Source organism: Streptacidiphilus jeojiense, from assembly GCF_000719095.1.
In the GTDB taxonomy this organism is placed as follows: domain Bacteria; phylum Actinomycetota; class Actinomycetes; order Streptomycetales; family Streptomycetaceae; genus Streptacidiphilus; species Streptacidiphilus jeojiensis.
This window is the reverse complement of record NZ_JOEH01000019.1, coordinates 195,169-216,970: the sequence shown is the minus strand read 5'-3', so window position 1 is coordinate 216,970 and position 21,802 is coordinate 195,169. Positions and strand designations below refer to the sequence as shown.

Annotated in this window: 17 protein-coding genes; 10 read left to right on the top strand and 7 right to left on the bottom strand. The window is 71.8% G+C overall.

The window, feature by feature from the left end; genetic code table 11:
• The first annotated feature begins 15 nt into the window (after nt 1-15).
• Both IF29_RS0125120 and IF29_RS0125115 read left to right on the top strand, forming a co-directional pair.
• Nucleotides 16-1,395 carry a lysine N(6)-hydroxylase/L-ornithine N(5)-oxygenase family protein gene (locus IF29_RS0125120; RefSeq protein ID WP_030259134.1) on the top strand — a complete coding sequence of 460 codons (1,380 nt, stop codon included), beginning with the start codon at nt 16-18 and terminating at the stop codon, nt 1,393-1,395.
• Between the two features lie 39 nt (nt 1,396-1,434).
• On the top strand, nt 1,435-3,570 hold the full coding sequence (locus IF29_RS0125115; RefSeq protein ID WP_084714889.1) for an ATP-dependent DNA helicase: 2,136 nt from the start codon (nt 1,435-1,437) through the stop codon (nt 3,568-3,570).
• Nucleotides 3,571-3,635: 65 nt separating this feature from the next.
• Here the strand turns inward: IF29_RS0125115 and lexA are convergent, their stop codons facing one another.
• Nucleotides 3,636-4,373 carry a transcriptional repressor LexA gene (gene lexA / locus IF29_RS0125110; RefSeq protein WP_051725920.1) on the bottom strand — a complete coding sequence of 246 codons (738 nt, stop codon included), beginning with the start codon at nt 4,371-4,373 and terminating at the stop codon, nt 3,636-3,638.
• 680 nt (nt 4,374-5,053) lie between these two features.
• Between lexA and nrdR the strand changes: the two genes are divergently transcribed.
• Together nrdR and IF29_RS0125100 are read left to right on the top strand one after the other, a co-directional pair.
• The gene (nrdR, locus tag IF29_RS0125105; protein WP_030259129.1) at nt 5,054-5,554 is read left to right on the top strand and encodes a transcriptional regulator NrdR; all 501 of its coding nucleotides are present in this window, start codon (nt 5,054-5,056) and stop codon (nt 5,552-5,554) included.
• 177 nt (nt 5,555-5,731) lie between these two features.
• The gene (locus tag IF29_RS0125100; protein WP_030259126.1) at nt 5,732-8,638 is read left to right on the top strand and encodes a vitamin B12-dependent ribonucleotide reductase; all 2,907 of its coding nucleotides are present in this window, start codon (nt 5,732-5,734) and stop codon (nt 8,636-8,638) included.
• A 92-nt stretch (nt 8,639-8,730) separates the two neighbouring features.
• On the opposite strand, the gene IF29_RS0125095 is transcribed toward IF29_RS0125100, so the two are convergent.
• Both IF29_RS0125095 and IF29_RS0125090 read right to left on the bottom strand, forming a co-directional pair.
• The gene (locus tag IF29_RS0125095; protein ID WP_037596484.1) at nt 8,731-10,200 is read right to left on the bottom strand and encodes an MFS transporter; all 1,470 of its coding nucleotides are present in this window, start codon (nt 10,198-10,200) and stop codon (nt 8,731-8,733) included.
• A 75-nt stretch (nt 10,201-10,275) separates the two neighbouring features.
• Nucleotides 10,276-10,764 carry a MarR family winged helix-turn-helix transcriptional regulator gene (locus IF29_RS0125090; protein ID WP_030259120.1) on the bottom strand — a complete coding sequence of 163 codons (489 nt, stop codon included), beginning with the start codon at nt 10,762-10,764 and terminating at the stop codon, nt 10,276-10,278.
• 100 nt (nt 10,765-10,864) lie between these two features.
• Between IF29_RS0125090 and IF29_RS0125085 the strand changes: the two genes are divergently transcribed.
• Nucleotides 10,865-11,497, top strand: a complete 633-nt coding sequence (locus IF29_RS0125085; RefSeq protein ID WP_030259119.1) for a histidine phosphatase family protein — start codon at nt 10,865-10,867, stop codon at nt 11,495-11,497.
• Here IF29_RS0125085 and dapA read toward each other — a convergent pair.
• Nucleotides 11,461-12,390, bottom strand: a complete 930-nt coding sequence (gene dapA / locus IF29_RS0125080; RefSeq protein ID WP_157623915.1) for a 4-hydroxy-tetrahydrodipicolinate synthase — start codon at nt 12,388-12,390, stop codon at nt 11,461-11,463. The genes IF29_RS0125085 and dapA overlap by 37 nt on opposite strands.
• Nucleotides 12,391-12,530: 140 nt before the next feature.
• Nucleotides 12,531-14,117, bottom strand: a complete 1,587-nt coding sequence (locus IF29_RS0125075; protein WP_051725918.1) for an MFS transporter — start codon at nt 14,115-14,117, stop codon at nt 12,531-12,533.
• A 186-nt stretch (nt 14,118-14,303) separates the two neighbouring features.
• Here IF29_RS0125075 and IF29_RS0125070 point away from each other — a divergent pair, with 186 nt between their 5' ends.
• The 3 genes from IF29_RS0125070 to IF29_RS47890 all read left to right on the top strand — a co-directional run bounded on the left by IF29_RS0125070 (nt 14,304) and on the right by IF29_RS47890 (nt 16,517).
• The gene (locus tag IF29_RS0125070; RefSeq protein WP_030259109.1) at nt 14,304-14,852 is read left to right on the top strand and encodes a TetR/AcrR family transcriptional regulator; all 549 of its coding nucleotides are present in this window, start codon (nt 14,304-14,306) and stop codon (nt 14,850-14,852) included.
• Between the two features lie 149 nt (nt 14,853-15,001).
• A complete protein-coding gene (locus IF29_RS0125065; RefSeq protein ID WP_030259107.1) occupies nt 15,002-15,682 on the top strand; it encodes a ribonuclease HII in 681 nt (226 codons plus the stop codon).
• Nucleotides 15,683-16,139: 457 nt separating this feature from the next.
• Nucleotides 16,140-16,517: a hypothetical protein gene (locus IF29_RS47890; protein WP_232242422.1), complete on the top strand. Its 378-nt coding sequence runs from the start codon at nt 16,140-16,142 to the stop codon at nt 16,515-16,517.
• 28 nt (nt 16,518-16,545) lie between these two features.
• Here IF29_RS47890 and IF29_RS0125055 read toward each other — a convergent pair whose 3' ends face one another.
• Together IF29_RS0125055 and IF29_RS0125050 are read right to left on the bottom strand one after the other, a co-directional pair.
• Nucleotides 16,546-17,208, bottom strand: coding sequence for a hypothetical protein (locus IF29_RS0125055; protein WP_051725914.1), 663 nt, complete (start codon nt 17,206-17,208; stop codon nt 16,546-16,548).
• A 192-nt stretch (nt 17,209-17,400) separates the two neighbouring features.
• Entirely contained in the window at nt 17,401-19,593 is a 2,193-nt protein-coding gene (locus IF29_RS0125050; protein WP_030259099.1) for a RecQ family ATP-dependent DNA helicase, read from the bottom strand.
• 183 nt (nt 19,594-19,776) lie between these two features.
• Between IF29_RS0125050 and IF29_RS0125045 the strand changes: the two genes are divergently transcribed.
• Entirely contained in the window at nt 19,777-20,985 is a 1,209-nt protein-coding gene (locus IF29_RS0125045; RefSeq protein WP_051725913.1) for a DUF4192 domain-containing protein, read from the top strand.
• A 19-nt stretch (nt 20,986-21,004) separates the two neighbouring features.
• On the top strand, nt 21,005-21,751 hold the full coding sequence (locus IF29_RS0125040) for an NUDIX hydrolase (protein ID WP_030259093.1): 747 nt from the start codon (nt 21,005-21,007) through the stop codon (nt 21,749-21,751).
• Nucleotides 21,752-21,802 lie beyond the last annotated feature (51 nt).

Here is a 21,802-nt window from a genome sequence, read left to right as displayed (position 1 = left end):
GAAAGCACCTCCGCCGTGGACACCACCGAAGTCGCCAGCTCCGCCGCGCCCTACGACCTGGTCGGTGTCGGCCTGGGCCCCTTCAACCTCTCGTTGGCCGCCCTGGCCGACGGTGTCGCCGAGCTCCGGACGCTCTTCCTGGACGCCAAGGCCGAGTTCAGCTGGCACCCCGGCCTCATGGTGGAGGGGGCGACCATGCAGGTGCCCTTCCTCGCCGACCTGGTCTCCCTGGTCGATCCCACCAGCCGCTGGACCTTCCTCGCCTACCTGCACGAGCACGACCGGCTGTTCCCCTTCTACTTCGCCGAGCGATCCCATCTGAGCCGCCGCGAGTACGAGCACTACTGCCGCTGGGCCGCCGGCCGCCTGCCCAACTGCCGCTTCTCCAGCCCGGTGCACGCGGTCACCTGGGACGCGGACAGCCGGCTGTTCCGGATCGGGCTGCCGGACGGCGAGTCGGTGGCGACCCGCAACATCGTCCTGGGCATCGGCACCGAACCCGTAGTCCCCGCGGCGTTCGCGGAACTCCAGGGCGCCGGCGTCGCGCACCATGCCGAGGACTACCTGTCCGTGCGGGACACGCTGGCGGACAGCACCGACGTCACCGTCGTCGGCTCCGGCCAGTCCGGCGCCGAGGTCTTCCTGGACCTGCTCCGCAGCCGCGGTCAGGCACCCGGACGGCAGCTGCGCTGGATCACCCGCAGCCGGGCCATCGCCCCGATGGAGTACTCCAAAATGGGCCTGGAGCACTTCACCCCCGACTACACCCGCTACTTCCACGCCCTGCCGGCCCGCACCAAGGACGCCCTGGTGCCGGCCCAGTGGCAGCTCTACAAGGCGGCCAGCGCGGAGACCCTGGCCGACATCCACTCGGCCCTCTACGACCGCACCCTCGGCGCGGCCCCGGCCGACGTCGAGATCCTGCCGGGCACCGAGGTCGAGGCGGCCCGTCGTGCGTCCAGCGGCGGCCTGGAACTGCACTGCCGGCACGTGCAGACCGGGATCGGCTACACCCGGCGCACCGACTCGGTGATCCTGGCCACCGGTCACGCCGCCCGCCGCCCGGCCCTGCTCGACCCGCTGGGCGAACTCGTCCTCCGGGACGACCAGGGGCGCCTGGTGGTGGACCTGGAGCACCGGATCGGCCTGGACGCCGAGGTCACCGGCGGCATCTACGTGCAGAACGCCGAACTCCACACGCACGGGGTGGGCACGCCCGACCTGGGCCTCGGTGCGCACCGGGCCGCCACCATCCTCAACGCCGTCGCCGACCGCACCGTGCACCGCCTTCCCGGGCGTACCGCCTGGACCACCTTCGGGGTGCCGCGGCCCTCGGCCCCGTCAGCGGAATCAGCGTCCGAAGCCGCGTCCGGGTCCGCGCCCGCCACTGTGTGATGCCCGCATGTCAGTGCCGACCTCTAGGCTGGGCGAGCCATGACTGAACTTCCCACGCCCGGCGAGGGCGCCACCGACGACAACCCATCGGCCTCCCCGGCAGGCGAGGCGGAAACCCCCGCCGGGTCCGGCCGGATCGGGGAACTCCTGCACGCCGCCGTCACCGCCGTCGGCGGCGTGGAGCGCCCCGGGCAGATCGCCATGGCGGAGGCGGTCGCCGCCGCCGTCGACGGCGGCGAGCACCTGCTGGTGCAGGCCGGCACCGGCACCGGAAAGTCGCTCGCCTACCTCGTCCCCGCCCTCGCCCACGGCGACCGGGTGGTGGTGGCCACCGCCACCCTGGCCCTGCAGCGGCAGCTGGTGGAGCGCGACCTGCCGCGCACCGTGGACGCGCTGCAGCCGCTGCTGCGCCGCCGTCCCCAGTTCGCGATGCTCAAGGGCCGCTCCAACTACCTCTGCCTGCACCGGGTGCACGAGGGCGCGCCCAGTGATGACGGCGAGGGGCTGTTCGACCCGGCCGAGGTGCTGGGCGGCCCGACCAGCAAGCTCGGCCAGGACATCATGCGGCTCCGGGACTGGGCCGACGAGACCGAGACCGGCGACCGTGACGACATGTCACCCGGTGTCTCCGACCGGGCTTGGGCGCAGATGGCGGTCAGCTCCAAGGAGTGCCTGGGCGCCACCCGTTGTCCCTACGGCGGCGAGTGCTTCGCGGAGTCCGCGCGCGAACGTGCCAAGCTCGCCGACGTGGTGGTCACCAACCACGCGCTGCTCGCCATCGACGCGCTGGAGGGCGCGCCGGTCCTCCCCGAGCACGAGCTGCTGATCGTCGACGAGGCCCATGAACTGGTCTCCCGGGTCACCGGTATCGCCACCGCCGAGCTGACCACCGGCGCGGTCAACCGTGCGGTGAAGCGGGCGGCCAAACTCGCCAACGAGAAGGCGGTGGACCAGCTCCAGGCCGCCGCGGAGAACTTCCACGGGCTGATGGAGATCGCCCAGCCGGGCCGGGTCGAGGAGTTGCCGGAGAACATCGGCTACGCCGTCGCCGCCATCCGCGAGGCGTCGCGGGCCGTCATCACCTCCATCGGCGAGGTGCGCGACAAGGGCGTCAGCGACGAGGACGCGGTCCGCAAGCAGGCGCTGGCCTCGGTGGAGACCATCCACGACACCACCGACCGGATGCTGGAGGGCTCCGAGTACGACGTGCTGTGGATCGAGAACAACGACCGCTTCGGCGCCGGCACCTCCTCGCTGCGGGTCGCCCCGCTGAGCGTCTCCGGGCTGCTGCGGGAGAACCTCTACAAGGAGCGTTCGGTCGTCCTCACCTCGGCCACGCTGAAGCTGGGCGGCGACTTCAACGGCGTCGGGCTCTCGCTGGGCCTCGGCTCGGAGGGCAGGCTCGGCGAGGACGGGAAGGCCCCCGCCGGCGGAGCGGGCCGTGACGACGTCGGCGAGCCGCTGGCGGAGTCCACCCCCGCCTGGCGGGCCATGGACGTCGGCTCGCCCTTCGACTATCCCAAGCAGGGCATCCTCTACGTCGCGCGGCATCTGCCGCCGCCGGGCCGCGAGCCCGACCGTCCGGCGATGCTGGACGAGCTCGCCGAGCTGATCGAGGCCGCCGGGGGCCGCACCCTGGGCCTGTTCTCCTCGATGCGGGCCGCCAAGGCGGCGGCCGAGGCGCTGCGGGAGCGCGTGCCCGGCGAGATCCTGCTCCAGGGCGAGGACACCCTGGGCGAACTGATCCGCACTTTCTCGGCCTCCACCGAGAGCTGCCTCTTCGGCACCCTCTCGCTCTGGCAGGGGGTCGACGTCCCCGGCTCCGCCTGCCAGTTGGTGGTGATGGACCGCATTCCCTTCCCGCGGCCCGATGATCCGCTGATGAGCGCCCGGCAGAAGGCGGTCGAGGAGCACGGCGGCAACGGCTTCATGGCGGTGGCGGCCACCCATGCCGCGCTGCTGATGGCCCAGGGCGCCGGCCGGCTGATCCGGGCGGCGGAGGACCGCGGCGTGGTCGCGGTGCTCGACTCACGTCTGGCGACGGCCCGTTACGGGGGCTTCTTCCGCTCCTCGATGCCGGACTTCTGGTACACCACGGACCGCAACCAGGTCCGCCGCTCGCTGGCCGCCATCAACGCCGCCGCCGCGCCGCCCCGGCCGGTGAAGGCCCGGTAGCGCGAAAGGACTTGCGGCGGTCACCCTCCTCCGGGGACCGCCGCAAGACCGTGTGTGCCGCCGGGTCAGAGCCGGCGGAGCACCGCCACCACCTTGCCGAGGATGGTCGCGCTGTCGCCGGGGATCGGCTCGTAGGCGGCGTTGTGGGGCATCAGCCAGATGTGGCCGTCCTCGCGCTTGAGGCGCTTCACCGTGGCCTCGCCGTCGATCATCGCCGCGACGATGTCGCCGTTCTCCGCCACCGGCTGGCGTCGTACGGTGACCCAGTCGCCGTCCATGATCGCGGCCTCGACCATCGAGTCGCCGCTCACCTTGAGCACGAACAGCTCGCCGTCGCCGACCAGTTGCCGGGGCAGCGGGAAGACGTCCTCCACCGACTGCTCGGCGAGGATCGGCCCACCGGCGGCGATCCGGCCGATCAGTGGGACGTACGAGGTCGCCGGGCGTCCGGTGGTGCTTTCCGGGACCGGACGGACCACATCCATGCCGCGTACTTCGTAGGCGCGCGGACGGTGCGGGTCGCGCCGCAGGAATCCCTTGCGCTCCAGCGCCATCAGCTGGTGGGCGACCGAGGAGGTGCTGGAGAGGCCCACGGACTGGCCGATCTCCCGCATGCTCGGCGGATATCCGCGCCGCTGCACGGAATCCCTGATGACCTCGATGACGCGGCGCTGCCTTTCGGTCAGCCCGGCCTCGTCGGTGCGGATTCCGGGCGGGCGGCCGGGAAGGGAGCGCGCGGGGCTTTCACCCGCGAGGGTCTCGTCGGCGGCGCTGTCGGCCGCGGCATTCTCAAGAGCGTCCAAGGAGTGTCCCGAGGAGTGGGGTGCGGAAGGACCGGATGCCTGGTTCGGAAGGAGTCCCGAGACGGTATTCCCGATGTCTTCCCGGCTACGGGTCTGGGTCTGGCTGGTGGGCGCGGTGCTGGAGTGCTGGGAGCTTTCCTGCACCGGGACGGTGCTACTTTTTGCGGTGGTCACGGCGGCCCCTCTCGACGGACGTTCTCCCTTTGAATAGGCCAACGGTATGACCGATCGAAAGGTTGCGCCAAACACACGTTCGAGTGAATTATTCCTGGGTCGCCTGACGTGATCAAGGTTGGCGGTGTACAAGGCGCTGGCACGGCTGATGATGCGATCGTTTGTTCGAGCAGCAGGATCTCATGAATCCCGGCGCAGCGGTCCCTTCCCGCACTTTTCGTCCCTCGCGGGCCAACCGGGTGAGAGTTCCCCAGGCGCTCCACCAGCCCCTCCGTTCTGACCTGCGGTGATCGCTGGGCGTGAGCTGCGGGCTACGACACGCGGTGCGCGAAGGCTTGGCGCGAGCACCAGATCTAGTGGTTACATAGGTCCTCGACGGCCACAGGTAGTGGTTCCCCCCGTGGAGCCCCGCCTGGGCCATCGCCTAGAATCAGCCTGGAACCCGCCCGGCCGCACGGTCGGGACGGCCGTTCCGGCACGCCGACGACAGAAGGGACACCAGCACCGTGCACTGCCCCTTCTGCCGGCACCCGGACAGCCGGGTGGTCGACTCGCGCACCACCGACGACGGCACCTCGATCCGCCGCCGCCGCCAGTGCCCGGACTGCAACCGCCGTTTCACCACGGTGGAGACCGCGGCGCTGATGGTGGTCAAGCGCAGCGGGGTCACCGAGCCGTTCAGCCGCGAGAAGGTGGTCAGCGGCGTGCGCAAGGCCTGCCAGGGGCGCCCCGTCAGCGAGGACGCGCTCGCCCTGCTCGGCCAGCGGGTGGAGGAGTGCGTCCGGGCGACCGGCAGCGCCGAGCTCTCCACCCATGACGTCGGCCTGGCCATACTCGGCCCGCTCAAGGAGCTGGACGTGGTGGCGTACCTGAGGTTCGCCTCGGTGTACCGGGCCTACGAATCACTCGAGGACTTCGAGGCCGCCATCGCGGAGCTCCGCGTGGACCGGCCTCCAGCGGCGGAGGAGGGCACTGCCGTGCCCGCTCCCGCCACCGCGTCGCAGTAGGCACCGTTCCAGCAGCCTGAGCACGCACGACAACGGCACGCACCACACGCCAACGCACCAGGGACGCCCGAGGGGGCGCTTCTGCCTGCGCGGAATTGATTTGCGGATTTTGCGGATACGACGGGTCCCCGGGAAGCAGCGGGGCGCCCAGGGCGTTTTGCCCAGGAGGAGGCGGCAATGACGGACACCACCAGCGGTACCCGGGCAGGCAAGGGCGGTGCGGCCAAGGGCGGCAAGGCCACCGGCCCGAAGGCCGGCGCGGGTCTCCGCATCGAGCGCATCTACACGACCCCCGGCGTGCACCCCTACGACGAGGTCGAGTGGGAGCGGCGCGACGTCGTCATGACCAACTGGCGCGACGGCTCGGTCAACTTCGAGCAGCGCGGCGTGGAGTTCCCCGACTTCTGGTCGGTCAACGCCACCAACATCGTCACCAGCAAGTACTTCCGCGGTGCGCTCGGCACCGAGCAGCGCGAGTGGAGCCTCAAGCAGATCATCGACCGGGTGGTGCTGACCTACCGCGCCGCCGGTGAGAAGAACGGCTACTTCGCCTCCCCGGCCGACGCCGAGATCTTTGAGCACGAGCTGACCCACGCCCTCCTCCACCAGGTGTTCAGCTTCAACTCGCCGGTCTGGTTCAATGTCGGCACCCAGCAGCCGCAGCAGGTCAGCGCCTGCTTCATCCTCTCCGTCGACGACTCCATGGACTCGATCCTGGACTGGTACAAGGAAGAGGGGATGATCTTCAAGGGCGGCTCCGGAGCCGGCCTGAACCTCTCCCGGATCCGCTCCTCCAAGGAACTGCTGACCTCCGGCGGCAACGCCTCAGGACCGGTCTCCTTCATGCGCGGCGCCGACGCCTCGGCCGGCACGATCAAGTCCGGCGGTGCGACCCGCCGTGCGGCCAAGATGGTCGTGCTGGACGTGGACCACCCCGACGTCGAGGCCTTCATCGAGACCAAGGTCAAGGAGGAGGAGAAGATCCGCGCCCTCCGCGACGCGGGCTTCGACATGGACCTGGGCGGGGACGACATCACCTCGGTCCAGTACCAGAACGCCAACAACTCGATCCGGGTCAACGACGAGTTCATGACCGCGGTGGAGAACGGCTCCGAGTACGGCCTGCGGGCCCGGCTCACCGGCGAGGTCATCGAGACTGTCGACGCCAAGGGCCTGTTCCGCAAGATGGCCGAGGCCGCCTGGGCCTGCGCCGACCCCGGCATCCAGTACGACAGCACCATCAACCACTGGCACACCTGCCCGGAGTCCGGCCGGATCAACGCGTCCAACCCCTGCTCCGAGTACATGCACCTGGACAACTCCAGCTGCAACCTGGCCTCGCTGAACCTGATGAAGTTCCTCCGCGACGACGACAGCTTCGACGCGGTCACCTTCGCCAAGGTGGTCGAGCTGGTCATCACCGCGATGGACATCTCCATCTGCTTCGCCGACTTCCCGACCCAGAAGATCGGCGAGACCACCCGCGCCTACCGCCAGCTCGGCATCGGCTACGCCAACCTCGGCGCGCTGCTGATGGCGACCGGCCACGCCTACGACTCCGACGGCGGCCGCGCCCTGGCCGGCTCCATCACCTCGCTGATGACCGGCACCGCCTACAAGCGCGGCGCCGAGCTGGCCGGCATCGTCGGCCCCTACGACGGTTACGCCCGCAACGCCGAGCCGCACCAGCGGGTGATGCGCCAGCACGCCGACGCCAACGCCGCCGCCCCGCGCGGTGACGAGCTGGACGGTCCGATCTGGGCCGCGGCCACGGAGACCTGGCAGGACGTGCTGCGTCTCGGTGCGAAGAACGGTTTCCGCAACGCCCAGGCGAGCGTGCTGGCGCCCACCGGCACCATCGGCCTGATGATGGACTGCGACACCACCGGCGTCGAGCCCGACCTCGCCCTGGTCAAGTTCAAGAAGCTGGTCGGCGGCGGCTCCATGCAGATCGTCAACAACACCGTGCCGCGCGCCCTCAAGCGCCTCGGCTACCAGCCGGAGCAGGTCGAGGCCGTCGTCGCGCACATCGCCGACCACGGCAACATCGTCGGGGCGCCCGGACTGAGGTCCGAGCACTACTCGATCTTCGACTGCGCCATGGGCGAGCGGGTCATCTCGGCGATGGGCCACGTCCGGATGATGTCCGCGATCCAGCCGTGGATCTCCGGTGCGATCTCCAAGACGGTCAACATGCCCGAGAGCGCCACCGTCGAAGAGGTCGAGGAGATCTACTTCGAGGCGTGGAAGCTGGGCGTCAAGGCGCTGGCGATCTACCGCGACAACTGCAAGGTCGGCCAGCCGCTGTCGGCCAAGTCCAAGAACGACGGCAAGGCCGAGGCGAAGCCCTCCGCCCCCGCCGCCGTGGAGAAGGTGGTCGAGTACCGCCCGGTCCGCAAGCGCCTGCCCAAGGGCCGTCCCGGCATCACCACCTCCTTCACGGTCGGCGGCGCCGAGGGCTACATGACGGCCAACTCCTACCCGGACGACGGCCTGGGCGAGGTCTTCCTGAAGATGTCCAAGCAGGGCTCGACCCTCGCGGGCATGATGGACGCCTTCTCCATCGCGGTCTCGGTCGGCATGCAGTACGGCGTCCCGCTGGAGACCTACGTCTCCAAGTTCACCAACATGCGGTTCGAGCCGGCCGGTCTGACCGACGACCCGGACGTGCGGATGGCCCAGTCGATCGTCGACTACATCTTCCGCCGCCTGGCGCTGGACTTCCTGCCCTTCGAGACCCGGTCCGCGCTCGGCATCCACTCGGTCGAGGAGCGCACCCGCCACCTGGAGACCGGCTCCTACGAGCCGGCCGACGAGGATGTGGACGTCGAGGGCCTGTCCCAGTCCGCCCCGCGGGCCGTCACCAGGCCGCAGGCGGTCCCGTCCGCCCCCGCCGCCCCGGCGGCTCCGGCGGCGGCCCAGCCGCTGCCGACCCCGGTGGTGCACAACTCCACCGAGCTGCTGGAGCTCCAGCAGGGCATCAACTCCGACGCTCCGCTCTGCTTCTCCTGCGGCACCAAGATGCGCCGCGCCGGCAGCTGCTACCTCTGCGAGGGCTGCGGCTCCACCAGCGGCTGCAGCTGACAACGGGGCAACAGCCCGAGACAGTGCGTCCCCCGAAGCGGTTCGCTTCGGGGGACGCACTGTCTCAGGAGCCGGCGCAGCCTGATTCGGTGTCAGACGGAGACGGTCGTGGCGGCGGGCCGGGTCGGCTGCGGCTGCTCGGCGGGGCGGCGGAGCAGTGCGGCGGCCACCGCGAAGGCGGCGACCAGCAGCCCCGCTCCGACGGCGAAGGCCAGGTGGTAGCCACCGGTCAGGGCGGCGGCCGGAGTGCTGCCGTGGGCCAGCAGCCGGCCGGTGCGTCCGGCGGCGAGGGTGCTGAGGACGGCGACGCCTAGGGCCATGCCGATCTGCTGGGTGGTGTTGAACAACCCCGAGGCGAGCCCGGCGTCGTCGCTCTTCGCGCCGGACATGCCCAGCGTGGTGAGCGCGGGGAGGGCGAGTCCGAAGCCGGCGGCGAGCAGCATCACCGGCAGCAGATCGGTCGCGTAGTGGGCGTGGACCGGGATCCGGGCGAGCAGTCCGAGCACGCCGACCAGCAGCAGCAACCCGGTGAGCAGCACCCGGCGCTCGCCGAAGCGGGCGTTGAGCCGGGCGGAGACGCCCAGTGACACCGCGCCGATGACGGCGGCGGCCGGGAGCATGGCCAGGCCGGTCCGGGTGGCGCTGTAGCCGAGCACATGCTGCAGGTAGAGGGCGACCAGCACCTGGAACGAGAACAGCGCGGCGACCATCAGCATCTGGACCAGGTTGGCGCCGGTGACCGTACGGGAGCGGAACAGCCGCAGCGGGACCAGCGGATTACGGGCCGTCGCCTGCCGGACGGCGAACGCCGCGAGCAGGGCGGCGGCCAGCGCGCCGAGACCCAGCGTGCGGGCCGAGGTCCAGCCGTACTCCTCGACCTTGACGACGGTGTAGATCCCGAGCATCAGCCCGGCGGTGACCAGCACCGCGCCGACGGCGTCGGCTCCGGCCCGCAGGCCGAGGCCGCGGTCGGCGGGCAGGACCACCGCGGCGACGGCCAGGGTCGCCAGACCGATCGGCAGGTTGATGAAGAAGATCCAGTGCCAGTCCAGGGCGTCGGTGAGGACGCCGCCGAGGACCTGGCCGATCGAGGCGCCGGCCGCGCCGGTGAAGCTGAACACGGCGATGGCCCTGGCGCGCTCCCCGGGCTCGGTGAACAGGGTCACCAGGATGCCCAGGCCGACGGCGGAGGCCATGGCGCTGCCGACGCCCTGGAGGAAGCGGGCCGCGATCAGCAGGGCCGGGGTGGTGGCGGTTCCGGCCAGTACCGAGGCCGCGGTGAACAGGGCGGTTCCGGCGAGGAACATCCGCTTGCGGCCGATCAGGTCACCGAGCCGTCCGGCGAGCAGCAGCAGGCTGCCGAAGGCGATCAGGTAGGCGTTGACGACCCAGCTGAGTCCGGTGGCGGAGAAGCCGAGGTCGTTCTGGATGGCCGGCATGGCCACGGTCACGATGGATCCGTCGAGCACGACCATGAGCAGGCCGGTGGCGATGACGGCGAGCGCTAGGGGACGTGCGAGGGGACGGGTGCGGGGTGCGGCGGTGCGGGCTGTGGCAGACATGCGGACTCTCCTGTCCGAAGGGGCGACAGAAGAGACGCTAGCAGATTGTTTTGTTATAGACGATCTGTTTCAGCCCTACTTCTCGCGCTGCCGTGCCCGGCGAGCCGACCGCGGGGCTGCGGCCGCCGTTGCCAGATAGTCGCCGACCAGCAGGTTCAGTGCATTCAGCAGGGCCTCGCGGGCATCGGTCGGCAGCGAGCCGAGGGCCCGCTGGTGGACGTCGTCGACGATCCGCTGGCTCTCCTCGGCGACCTGGGCGCCCCTCGCGGTCACCGCGATGATCCGCGCCCGGCGGTCCTGGCTCGACGGTCGGCGCTCGGCCAGGCCGGCCTCCTCCAGGGCGTCCACGGTGACCACCATGGTGGTCTTGTCCATGTCGCCGATCTCCGCGAGCTGGGCCTGGGTGCGCTCCTCCTCCAGGGCGTGGATCAGCACGCAGTGCATCCGGGCGGTCAGCCCGATCTCGGCGAGCGCCGCCGACATCTGCGTCCGCAGCACATGGCTGCTGTGGTCCAGCAGGAACGACAGGTCCGGCTCGGTGCGGGTGGGCGTCATGGAGGTCATGCCCACCAGGGTAGCAATTCGATCTGTGGCGGATTATCCAGAAGAGAACTTTTGTCAAGGGCGCCGCGCCCGCCCCGAAAGGGCCGGTTAGGGTGGTCGTATGGCACGTCCACAGCGCATTGTGCTGGTCAGGCACGGGGAGTCGCAGGGGAACGTCGATGAGACGATCTACGAGCGGGTACCCGACCATGCGCTGGAACTGACCGCGAAAGGGCGGGAGCAGTCGCGGGCGGTGGGGGCGGAGTTGCGGGGGCAGTTCGGCATCGATCCGGTGCAGGCCTATGTCTCCCCCTATCTGCGCAATCGGCAGACCTATGCACTGCTGGGGATGAATCCCTCGCGGACCCGGGTGATGGAGGAGCCGAGACTGCGGGAGCAGGACTGGGGCAATCTCCAGGACGCCGAGGACATCCGCCGGCAGCGCAAGGCGCGGGACGCCTACGGGCATTTCTTCTACCGCTTCACCCAGGGCGAATCGGGCGCCGATGTCTACGACCGGGTCGGCGCCTTCTTCGAGACCCTGCACCGCAATTTCGAGCGCCCCGACTATCCGCCGAATGTGCTGCTGGTGACGCACGGCCTGATGATGCGGCTGTTCTGCATGCGCTGGTTCCACTGGTCGGTGGAGGAGTTCGAGGCGCTCTCCAATCCGGACAACGGGGAGTACCGGACCCTGCTGCTGGGCCCGGACGGCCGCTACACCCTGGACCGGCCCTTCGACCGCTGGATCTGAGCAGGGTCGGTCCCGTCGCCCAGGGCACCGGTCAGCGCCTCCAGCAGGACGGCGGTCAGGGCCGGTTCGGCGTCCAGCAGCGGAAGGCGGACCGGGCCCGCGGGCAGGCCCAGGTGGTTGAGCAGGGCCTTGGTGGTGACGGTGCCGGGGGCCAGGTCCATCACCGCCTCCACCAGTGGACGGAGCCGGCGGTCCAGCCGGAGCGCGGCGGCCGGGTCGCCGTCGCGATGGGCCCGGAGCACCGCCCGGGTCTCGCCCGGGGCGAGGTTCGCGACGGTGCTCACGGCGCCGACGGCGCCCAGGGCGTAGAGCGGGAGGTTGAGTTCGTCGATCCCGGAGTAGTAGTGCAGGTCGGTGCGGGCCATCATGTGGGCGCAGGCGGCCAGGTCCGCGGTGGAGTCCTTCACCGCGGTGATGCGCGGGTGCTCGGCCAGCCGCAGCAGGGTCTCCCGGTCCAGCCGGCTGCCGGTGCGTCCGGGGTGGTCGTAGAGCATGACGGGCAGTGCGGTGGCGTCCGCGACGGCGGCCAGGTGACGGCGGATGCCCTCCTGGCCCGGACGGTTGTAGTAGGGGGTGACCGTCAGCAGGCCGTGCGCTCCGGCGCGTTCGGCAGCCTGGGCCAGCTCGATGCTGTGGCGGGTGTCGCTGTTGCCGACGCCCGTGGTGATCCGGGCGCGGTCGCCGACCGCCTCCAGGACCGCCCGCAGCAGGGCGTCCTTCTCGGCGTCGCTGGTGGTGGGGGACTCCCCGGTGGTGCCGCTGAGGACCAGTGCGTCGCAGCCCCGGTCGACCAGGTGGACGGCGAGGGCCTGGGCGCCGTCGGCGTCCAGGCTTCCGTCGGGGTGGAACGGAGTGATCATCGCGGCGGCGGTACTGCCGAAGGGGAGGGTCACGGCTCAGCTCCTGGGGGAGGGGGTGATCCCAGGGTGCCGGTCCATGATTCGGTTCCACCAGCAAATTGTTCTACCGCCGACCGTTGAGCAAGCGTTAACAGTCGGTGCTGGGAGCAGGGCAACCGGTGGTTGACGGTGGCTCAGGCCGCCTCCTCGTCCGCCTCCTTCGCCGGTTCGCCGGCCGGTGCCGCGTCGTGCAGCCCGGGGCCGCCCGGAGTCGCCGGCGCCGGTGGCTTCTTGATGACGAACACCGAGATCACGGCGGCCAGCAGGGCGAAGACCAGGCCCATCTCGAAGGCGGTGGAGATGCCGTGGGTGAGCACCAGGTCGGAGTAGTGCTTGGGCAACTGCCCGCTCTGCTTGAAGGCAGCGAGCTGCTGCGGAGTGGCGTGCGCCAGGAACTGCGCGGCCTGGTGCTTGCCCTCGTTGCGGCTGGCCGTTCCGAACACCGTCACCAGGATGGACAGCCCCAGTGAGCCGCCCACCTGCTGGGTGGCGTTGAGCATTCCGGTCGCGGCCCCGGTCTCCGCGGGTGCCACGCCTGCGACGGCCGTCAGCATGATGGGGACGAAGATGCACCCCATGCCCAGGCCGAACAGCAGGGTGGGGCCGAGGATCCCGCTGACGTAGCTGGTGCCGACGTCGATCTGGGTGAGCCAGGAGATGCCCGCGGTGACCAGCAGCGAGCCCAGGATGAAGAAGGGTTTGGGGCCGAGCTTGATCTGCAGCCGGGCCGAGATCTGTGCCGCGGTGACGATGGCGAAGCTGATCGGCAGGAAGGCCAGGCCCGCCCGCAGCGGGCTGTAGAGGAGGACGTCCTGCACGAACAGGGTGACGAAGAAGAAGATGCTGAACATCGCCGCGGCCAGGCAGAGCATGATGCCGTAGCTGCCGGAGCGGTTGCGGTTGCGGAACATCCGCAGCGGGGTGATCGGCTGCGCGGTGCGGGACTCGATCAGCAGGAACGCCGCGAGCAGCACCACGGCCAGGCCGAAGGCGCCCAGGGTCCAGGGGTCGGACCAGCCGTCCTGGGACGCCCGGATGAAGCCGTAGACCAGCGAGACCATGCCGACGGTGGAGCTCAGCGCACCGGGCAGGTCGAAGCGGCCGGGGCGGCGTTCGGAGTCGTTGATGTAGAGCGGGGCGAGCAGGGCGATCGCGATGCCGATCGGCACGTTCACGAAGAGCACCCAGCGCCAGGAGAGCCAGGTGGTGAGCATGCCACCGGCCAGCAGGCCGATGGCGCCGCCGGCCCCGGCCACCGCCGAGAAGACCCCGAAGGCGCGGTTGCGCTCGGGCCCCTCCTTGAAGTTGGTGGTGATCAGGGCCAGTGCGGTGGGCGAGGCGATGGCGCCGCCCATGCCCTGGAGCGCCCGTGCGGCCAGCAGCATCCACGGAGCTGTGGCCAGGCCGCCGAGCAGCGAGGCGAAGCTGAACAGCAGCACGCCGGCCATCAGGGTGCGCCGGCGCCCCATGATGTCGCCGATGCGGCCGCCCAGCAGCAGCAGCCCGCCGAAGGTAAGGGTGTAGGCGTTGATGACCCAGGAAAGATTGGTGGTCGAGAGCTTCAGCGCGGTCGCGATGTGGGGCAGCGCGATGTTCACGATGGTGGCGTCGAGGATGACCATCAACTGGGTGGTGGCGATGACGGCGAGGGCGATGCCCGGGTGCTGGCCGCGGCGTGCCCGGGGTGGTGACGAGCGGGTGATCGTGCTGGGAATGGCCACGGTTTCCCCCTGTGGACCTGGAGTGAACGCAGTCGTTCACTAGAATCGACGGTAGTGGTGTCGGCGTTGCGTACGCAACAGTTGTGAACGCAACCGTTCACTAATGATTTTCTGGAGGCGGCTTCCTTGGTGACGGCAGGGGCGACCGGGGGCGTCGGTCCTCGCTCTTCGCGCAGGCGCGGCAGAGTGCTCGAACAGGCGATCTTCCAGGCGACCCTGGACGAACTGGTGGCCTCCGGCTACGCCCGCCTGAGCATGGAGGCCGTGGCCGCCGGGGCGCAGACCGGCAAGGCCGCCGTCTACCGCCGCTGGGCGTCCAAGGAGGAACTGGTGCTCAGCGCGATGCGGGCGATGCTGCCCCCGGTCGGCCCGGTGCCGGACACCGGGAGCCTGCGCGGCGATCTGCTGGAGCTGATGCGCAGCGCCAGGTCGGCGATGCTGTCGCTCCCCGGCAGCGCGGTCCGGGTGATCATGGGCGAACTCGACCAGGAGCGGGCACGGCCGTTCCTGGGCCTGATGCACGAATGCGTGATGGATCCGGGCAAGGCGGCGGTGCTGGAGGTGCTGCGGCGCGGAACCGGGCGCGGGGAGGTCCGCCCCGAGGCGGTGACCCCGCTGGTGGCGGATGTCGCCCCGGCGCTGATGCTGTACCGGGCCAAGATGCAGGGCCCGCCGACCGACGCGGACGTGGTCGCCCTGGTCGACGAGGTGCTGCTGCCCCTGGTCCGGGCCTGAGTCGGCTCGCACGGTGCGCTCCTTTCCGGCCGGGCGGAGCACTCCGCCGCGACTGGGACACTGGAACGGTGCACCTACCACTGTGCACCAGGCCACTGACAGGCCGCCGCCGCACCGCCCGGATCCGGAAGAACTCGGAGAGACCGCAGATGCCCGTGGAGCCACCGGACCACCGTGTCGAACGCACCCTGCGCAGGGCGGGGGCGGAGGTGGTGGCCGGGGTGGACGAGGTCGGCCGCGGCGCCTGGGCCGGTCCGGTCACCGTGTGCGCCGCCGTCACCGGGCTGCGCCGGCCGCCGCAGGGGCTGACCGACTCCAAGCTGCTGACCGCCCGGCGCCGGAACGAACTGGCTCCGGTGCTGGCCGAGTGGGTCACCGCCCATGCGCTGGGCCACGCCTCGCCGCTGGAGTGCGACGAACTGGGCATGACCGCCGCGCTGCGGCTGGCCGCGATCCGCGCGCTGGAGGCCCTGCCGGTGCGGCCCGACGCGGTGATCCTGGACGGGAAGCACGACTACCTGGGCGGACCCTGGCGGGTGCGCACGGTGATCAAGGGCGACCAGTCCTGTGTCGCGGTCGCCGCCGCCTCGGTGCTGGCCAAGGTCCAACGGGACGGCATGATGGCCGAGCTCGGCGCCCACTTCCCCGCGTTCGCCTTCGGGGACAACGCCGGCTACCCCTCCCCGGTGCACCGGGCGGCGCTGGCCGAGCACGGCCCCACCCCGCACCACCGCCTCTCCTGGTCGTACCTGGACGACCTCCCGGCCTGGCGGCACCTGCGGACCTCGCGCCTCCAGGACGACTCGGAGCAGCTGTCGCTGGGCTTCTGACGGCAGGCTTCTGACGGTGGGTCACCGGGCTTTCCTGACGGCGGATCGACAAGTTCTTGTGCGGTTCCCGGGGCGTCCCCACGGAGTTCACAGACTGTCCCCGAGGGACGGGCGGGCCCCCTACCGGCTGTTCGACGGCACCGAGTAAGCTCTGGGGCGCTGTGCGACGCCATCCGGAGTGCCGCCAGATTCTGCCGAGGAGCTGGAGATCCACAAGACCGCCCCGGGCCCTCGTGTTCCATCCAACGACGAGACGGACGCGACAGCCCGCACCATGCCTTCTGTGACACCGCCTGCGAACCCAGCCGTACACAGTCCTGCCGCTGCCGCGCGTCCGGTCCCGCGACCCGGGCCGCCGCGCGTGCCCAAGCCGGGTCCTGTCCCACGCCGCCCGGCTGCCCCGCTGCACCCGCACTCCGCCGCTCCGGCTGCGCCGGTCGCGCCGGCGTCGCCCACCGTGGAGATCCAGTCCGTTCCGGCCGGTTCGGAGGGCGCGCTGTCGCGTGCCGACGACTCGGTCGACCTGCTGCTGGACTCCGGCCGACGGCCCGGTGAGGTCCTGGTGCTGACGACGGGTGAGCCGCACCCGTGGCAGCAGCACGAGCAGTCCTTCGGTGCCGAGCGCTACTGGGCGCAGCTGGAGGAGGGCAATGACGTCTTCTACGCCGATGCGGCGCAGTGCCGTCCGGTCCGCCGCGAGGTCGTCGTACTCGCGGTGAACGGGGGCTCGCCCGCTGTCGCCAGGCAGGCGCTGGCCGCGGCCCTGGACCGGGCGACCCGACTGGTGGTGCTCTGCGGCGACCCGGGTCTGATCCCGGCGCAGCAGCAGGGCTGACGCCTTCGGGCCCGCAGCCGTCCGCCTGTCAGTGGACGGCGGCTCTGGCCTGCTCGGGCGCTGCCTCCAGGACCCGCAGCGGCTGGATCGCGCCGTGGTGCGGCGGCAGCGCGCTGATGGCGCGGACCGGCGGCACCGCCTCCTCGGCCCAGGAGCCCGCGTGCGGATGGCGGCCGCCGCGGTCGTCCCCGATCACCTGCCAGCCGGCGTCGGTGAGGGTGACGTAGGCGCCGCAGCGGAGACCGTGCAGCCCGCTGGCGTCCCGCAGCGCCCACATCCAGGCGCCGTCCGTCTCGGTCCACTCGGGGGTGCCGCGCCGGCAGAGCATCAGCACCGCGGTGCGGACCGGGCGGGGCAGTCGCAGGTCGTGCGGCACGATGCCGCGCAGCTGCGCCAGGATGCTGTTGCGGTACTGCCAGCCGTCCCCGTACCCGACCCGGGCCGAGAACGAGGCCCCGGCGACCATCCGGCCGTCCTGCGCCAGCACCCCGAGCACGGCCGTGCCCGGCTGCGGACGGTGCACCCGGTGCAGGTCGTTGACGAGCTCGCGCGGGGCGCGCAGCAGCGGGGGAGTGGTCTGGACCCAGCTCTCCTGGTCGATGACCCGGGTCGAGGCGCCGGGCAGGGACACCGCGTGCAGGGTGATGCGGGCCGGGCTTCTGCCGGAGGGCCTGCGATTGCCGGAGTCCATACTCAAGGCCCTCCCTCCCCGTGCCCCATGTGCCGGTCGGTCCAATTCTCACGTCCCGGGGTCGGATGCGGCAACGGGCACTGTGTCGGAAGTGTCCGTGTTCAGCCGATCCTGCGGCAATCTTCTGTCAGTTCTTTTCATTATCCGCACCGTTGCGATGATGTGCTGGTAGGCACGACCGCGTCCGCAGGCTCACGCCTGCTGCGCCAGCACCAGCGGGAGCACCCCCGGAGCACCGGCCCGGCGCAGCATTCCGGCGGCCACGGCCAGGGTCCAGCCGCTGTCCGTGAAGTCGTCCACCAGCAGGACCGGACCCTCCAGGGCCGCCAGGGCGGTACTGAGCTGTTCGGGTAGTTCGAAGGAGCCGTGCAGGGTCCTGAGCCGCTGCGCGCTGTTGCTGCGCGAGCCGCGCGGGTGTTCGCCGGGGGTGTACTCGACCCGGCCGAGCAGCGGCAGCCTGCCGACCCTGGCGATGCCCGCGCCCAGGCTCTCCACCAGCTGCGGACGGCTGCGGGAGGCCAGCGTCACCACTCCAGAGGGACGGGCCGCGGCCGCGTCAGGACCGGCCCAGCCGCCGGGGCCACGGGCCCAGTCGGCCAGGACGGTGACCACCGCGTCCAGCACGTCGGCCGGGACCGGGGCGTCCGGTGCTCCCGGGGCCAGCAGGCCGCGGAGCCGGGTGCCCCAGCCGATGTCCGACAGCCGGCCCAGGGCACGCCCGGGCGCGGCCTGCTCGCCGGGGGCGATCCTGCCCTTGAGGCCGATCCCGGCGGCTGCCAACCCGGTCGGCCACTGCCGCCTGGGCTCCAGCTCGATGCCCGGCCGCCCGAGCGAGGCCCGGGCCGCGTCCAGAGCCTCGGCGGAGGACTCCAGCGGGAAGCGGGCTCCGGCGCAGTTGTCGCAGCGGCCGCAGGGCTCGGACTCCCCGTCGTCGAGCTGGCGGCGCAGGAAGTCCATCCGGCAGCCGGTGGTCGACGCGTAGTCCAGCATCGACTGCTGCTCGGCCCGGCGGGTCTCGGCGACCCTGGCGTAGCGCTCGCTGTCGTAGGACCAGGGGCGGCCGGTGGAGATCCAGCCGCCGCGCACCCGCTTCACGGCGCCGTCCACGTCCAGGACCTTGAGCATGGTCTCCAGCCGGTTGCGGCGCAGGTCGACCCTGGCCTCCAGGGCCGGGGTGGACAGCGGGAGCGGCTCGCCGTCCGGGCCGGTGTGGCCGGCCAGGGCCGCCAGGGTGGCCCGGACCTGCTCCTCGGGCGGGAAGGCCAGGCCGGCGAAGTAGCGCCAGATCGCCTGGTCCTCGGGGCCCGGCAGCAGCAGGGCCTCGGCGCGCTTGATACCGCGCCCGGCCCGGCCGACCTGCTGGTAGTAGGCGATGGGGGACTGCGGGGAGCCCAGGTGCACCACGAAGCCGAGGTCCGGCTTGTCGAAGCCCATGCCCAGGGCGGAGGTGGCGACCAGCGCCTTCACCCGGTTGGCCAGCAGATCCGCCTCGGCGCTGCGGCGGTCGACGTCCTCGGTGCGCCCGGAGTAGGAGGCGACCGGGAAACCGCGCTGCCGCAGGAAGGCGGTGACCTCCTCGGCGGCGGCCACGGTCAGGGTGTAGACGATGCCGGAGCCCGGCAACTCGGGGAGGTGGTCCGCGAGCCAGGCGAGCCGGTGCGCCGGGTCGCCGAGCGGCAGCACAGACAGGGCCAGGCTCTCCCGGTCCAGGGGGCCCCTGAGCACCAGCGCCTCGCCACCGCCGGTGCCGAGCTGCTCGGCCACGTCGGCGGAGACCCGGGCGTTCGCGGTCGCGGTGGTGGCCAGCACCGGGACGCCGGGGGAGAGCTCGGCGAGCATGGTGCGCAGCCGCCGGTAGTCGGGGCGGAAGTCGTGCCCCCAGTCCGAGATGCAGTGCGCCTCGTCGACCACCAGCAGCCCGGTGGAGGCGGCGAGGCGGGGCAGCACCTGGTCCCGGAAGTCGGGGTTGTTCAGCCGTTCGGGGCTGACCAGGAGGACGTCCACGGCGCCCGCGGCGACCTCGGCCTGGACCGTCTCCCACTCGTCGGCGTTGGCGGAGTTGATGGTGCGTGCGGTGATCCCGGCCCGGGCGGCCGAGTCGATCTGATTGCGCATCAGCGCCAGCAGCGGGGAGACGATCACGGTCGGGCCGGCGCCGGCCGCTCGGAGCAGGGCGGTGGCCACGAAGTAGACGGCGGACTTCCCCCAGCCGGTGCGCTGCACCACCAGGGCCCTGCGGTGGTCCACCACCAGCGCCTCGATGGCGCGCCACTGGTCCTCGCGCAGCCGGGCGTCGCCGCCGGCCAGCTCGCGGAGCACGGCGTCGGCCCGCTCGCGGACCGCCGCACGGTCGGTGAGAGGTTGGGTGTCGGGGGTCTGGTCCATGGCTCATTGATAGCCGCTGGGTCCGACAAACCGCGAACGGCGTGGGGAGTCCGGGTGCTCGCGGAGCGCAGGGACGTTTCTGCTTCACACCTGCGGGTGGCCGGGTTCTCCACATCCCCCGGGTTGTCCACAGCGAGCGCCGGACCTCCCGGGCCGGGACCGCGGACCGGACATGCTCGACCCATGAACGAGCACGCGCAGCCCCCGACGACTCCCCTCGACCATCCCGTGGTGACCATGCGGACCCCCGCCGACATGGTCGACGTCCTGCCCTTCCTGCTCGGCTTCTTCCCCAGCGACAGCGTGGTCGCGCTGGGGCTGCAGGGCCCGCGGCGCAGGCAGGGCGGCACGGTGCGGATCGACCTGCCCCCGCCGCCGTCCTGGCCCGGCGCCGCGGCGGAGGTGGCCCGCTACCTGGTGGCGCTCTCCGAGCACCGCGACCGGCGTCCCGACGCGGTGATCCTCTACCTCTGCCGCGATCCCGAACCGGGGCAGGACGGCCGCGCCGTCCGCGACGCGCTGGCGCCGCTGGCGACCGAACTCGCCGAGGCGTTCCGCGCGGTGGGCATCCCGCTGCACGAGTCCCTCTGTGTCTCGGCGGGGCGCTGGTGGTCCTACGCCTGCGGCAACCCGGTCTGCTGCCCCGAGGAGGGCACGCCGGTCGAACGGCCGGGCCGGACGCCGGCGGTGGCCGCGGCGGCCGCCTACGCCGGTATCAGCGTGCGCGGCAGCCTCAAGGAGTTGGAGCAGGAGCTCGCCCCGGTCGGTGCCTCCGGCGCGGAGGACCAGTTGCGGGCCTTCGAGCGGGTCGTTCCGGCCCTGGTGGCCGAACTGTCGGAGGACGGCGGCCGGGAGGCGGTCAGGGCGCGCACCGCGGAACTGGTGGACGCCGCGGTGCTGCGGTTCGGCGGCGGCGCCGTCGACCTCCCGCCGGAGGAGGCCGCCCGGCTGATCCTCGGCCTGCAGGACCGGCTGGCCAGGGACCGGGCCGCGGAGTGGCTCGATCCGCCCGAGGTGGAGCACGCCCAGCGGCTGTGGCGGTTCCTGGCCCGCCGCTGCACCGGGCCCTTCGACGACCACGCGGCCGCCCCGCTCTCGCTGCTGGCCTGGACCGCCTGGGTCACCGGGGACCAGGTCACCGCCAGGATCGCACTGCGACGGGCGCTGGAGACCGACGAGGACTACACCTTCGCCCGGCTGCTCTACGAGGCGGTCAACACCGGGGCCCAGCCGCAGTCGCTCTGCGCCACCCTCCGCGCGGAGCGCCGCGCCCGGCAGCGGCGCGGGGCCGGACGCCGTCCCGGACGGGCCCCCGGCGAGCGCAGACGGGTCAGGACCGGCCGGGGGACGGGTTGCGCGGCTCCACCGTCCGGGGGTGTTTATCGTCAGTGAGACGACTATGATCGCGCCCATGTCGCGTTACGATCCGTCGGCCTTCCCCCCGTTCGCGGTCACTGTTGACCTGGTCGTATTGACCGTTCGCGATCATGCACTGTGCGCCCTGATGGTGCGCCGCGGCGAGCCGCCGTTCCAGGGCTTCTGGGCACTGCCCGGTGGCTTCGTGCGCCCCGACGAAGGGCTGATCGAGGCGGCCGCCCGCGAACTGGCCGAGGAGACCGGGCTGCGCACGCACGGCGCGGTGGGCCAGGAGCCCGGGGAGGGGGCCCATCTGGAGCAGCTGGCGACCTACGGCGACCCGCAGCGCGACCCGCGGATGCGCGTGGTCAGCGTCGCCCATCTGGCCCTCGCCCCCGACCTGCCCACCCCGCGCCCCGGCGGGGACGTCCGCAGCGCCCGCTGGGCACCGGTCGAGGAGCTCCTGGGGCGCGGCAAGGACGACGGCCTGCTGCTGGCCTTCGACCACACCCGGATCCTGGCCGACGGCGTCGAGCGGGCCCGCTCGAAGATCGAGTACTCCGCGCTGGCCACGGCCTTCTGTCCGGCCGAGTTCACCGTCGGGGAGCTGCGGCAGGTCTACGAGTCGGTCTGGGGGGTCTCGCTCGATCCGCGCAACTTCCACCGGAAGGTCACCGGGACGCCCGGGTTCCTGGTGCCGGCCGGCGGTACCACCACCCGTCAGGGCGGCCGCCCGGCCCAGCTGTTCCGGGCCGGGGACGCGACGGTGCTGAACCCGCCCATGCTGAGGCCCGACGCCTGAGGCCTGACACCCGGGGGCTGACGCCTACATGCCGTAGCGCCAATACCACGC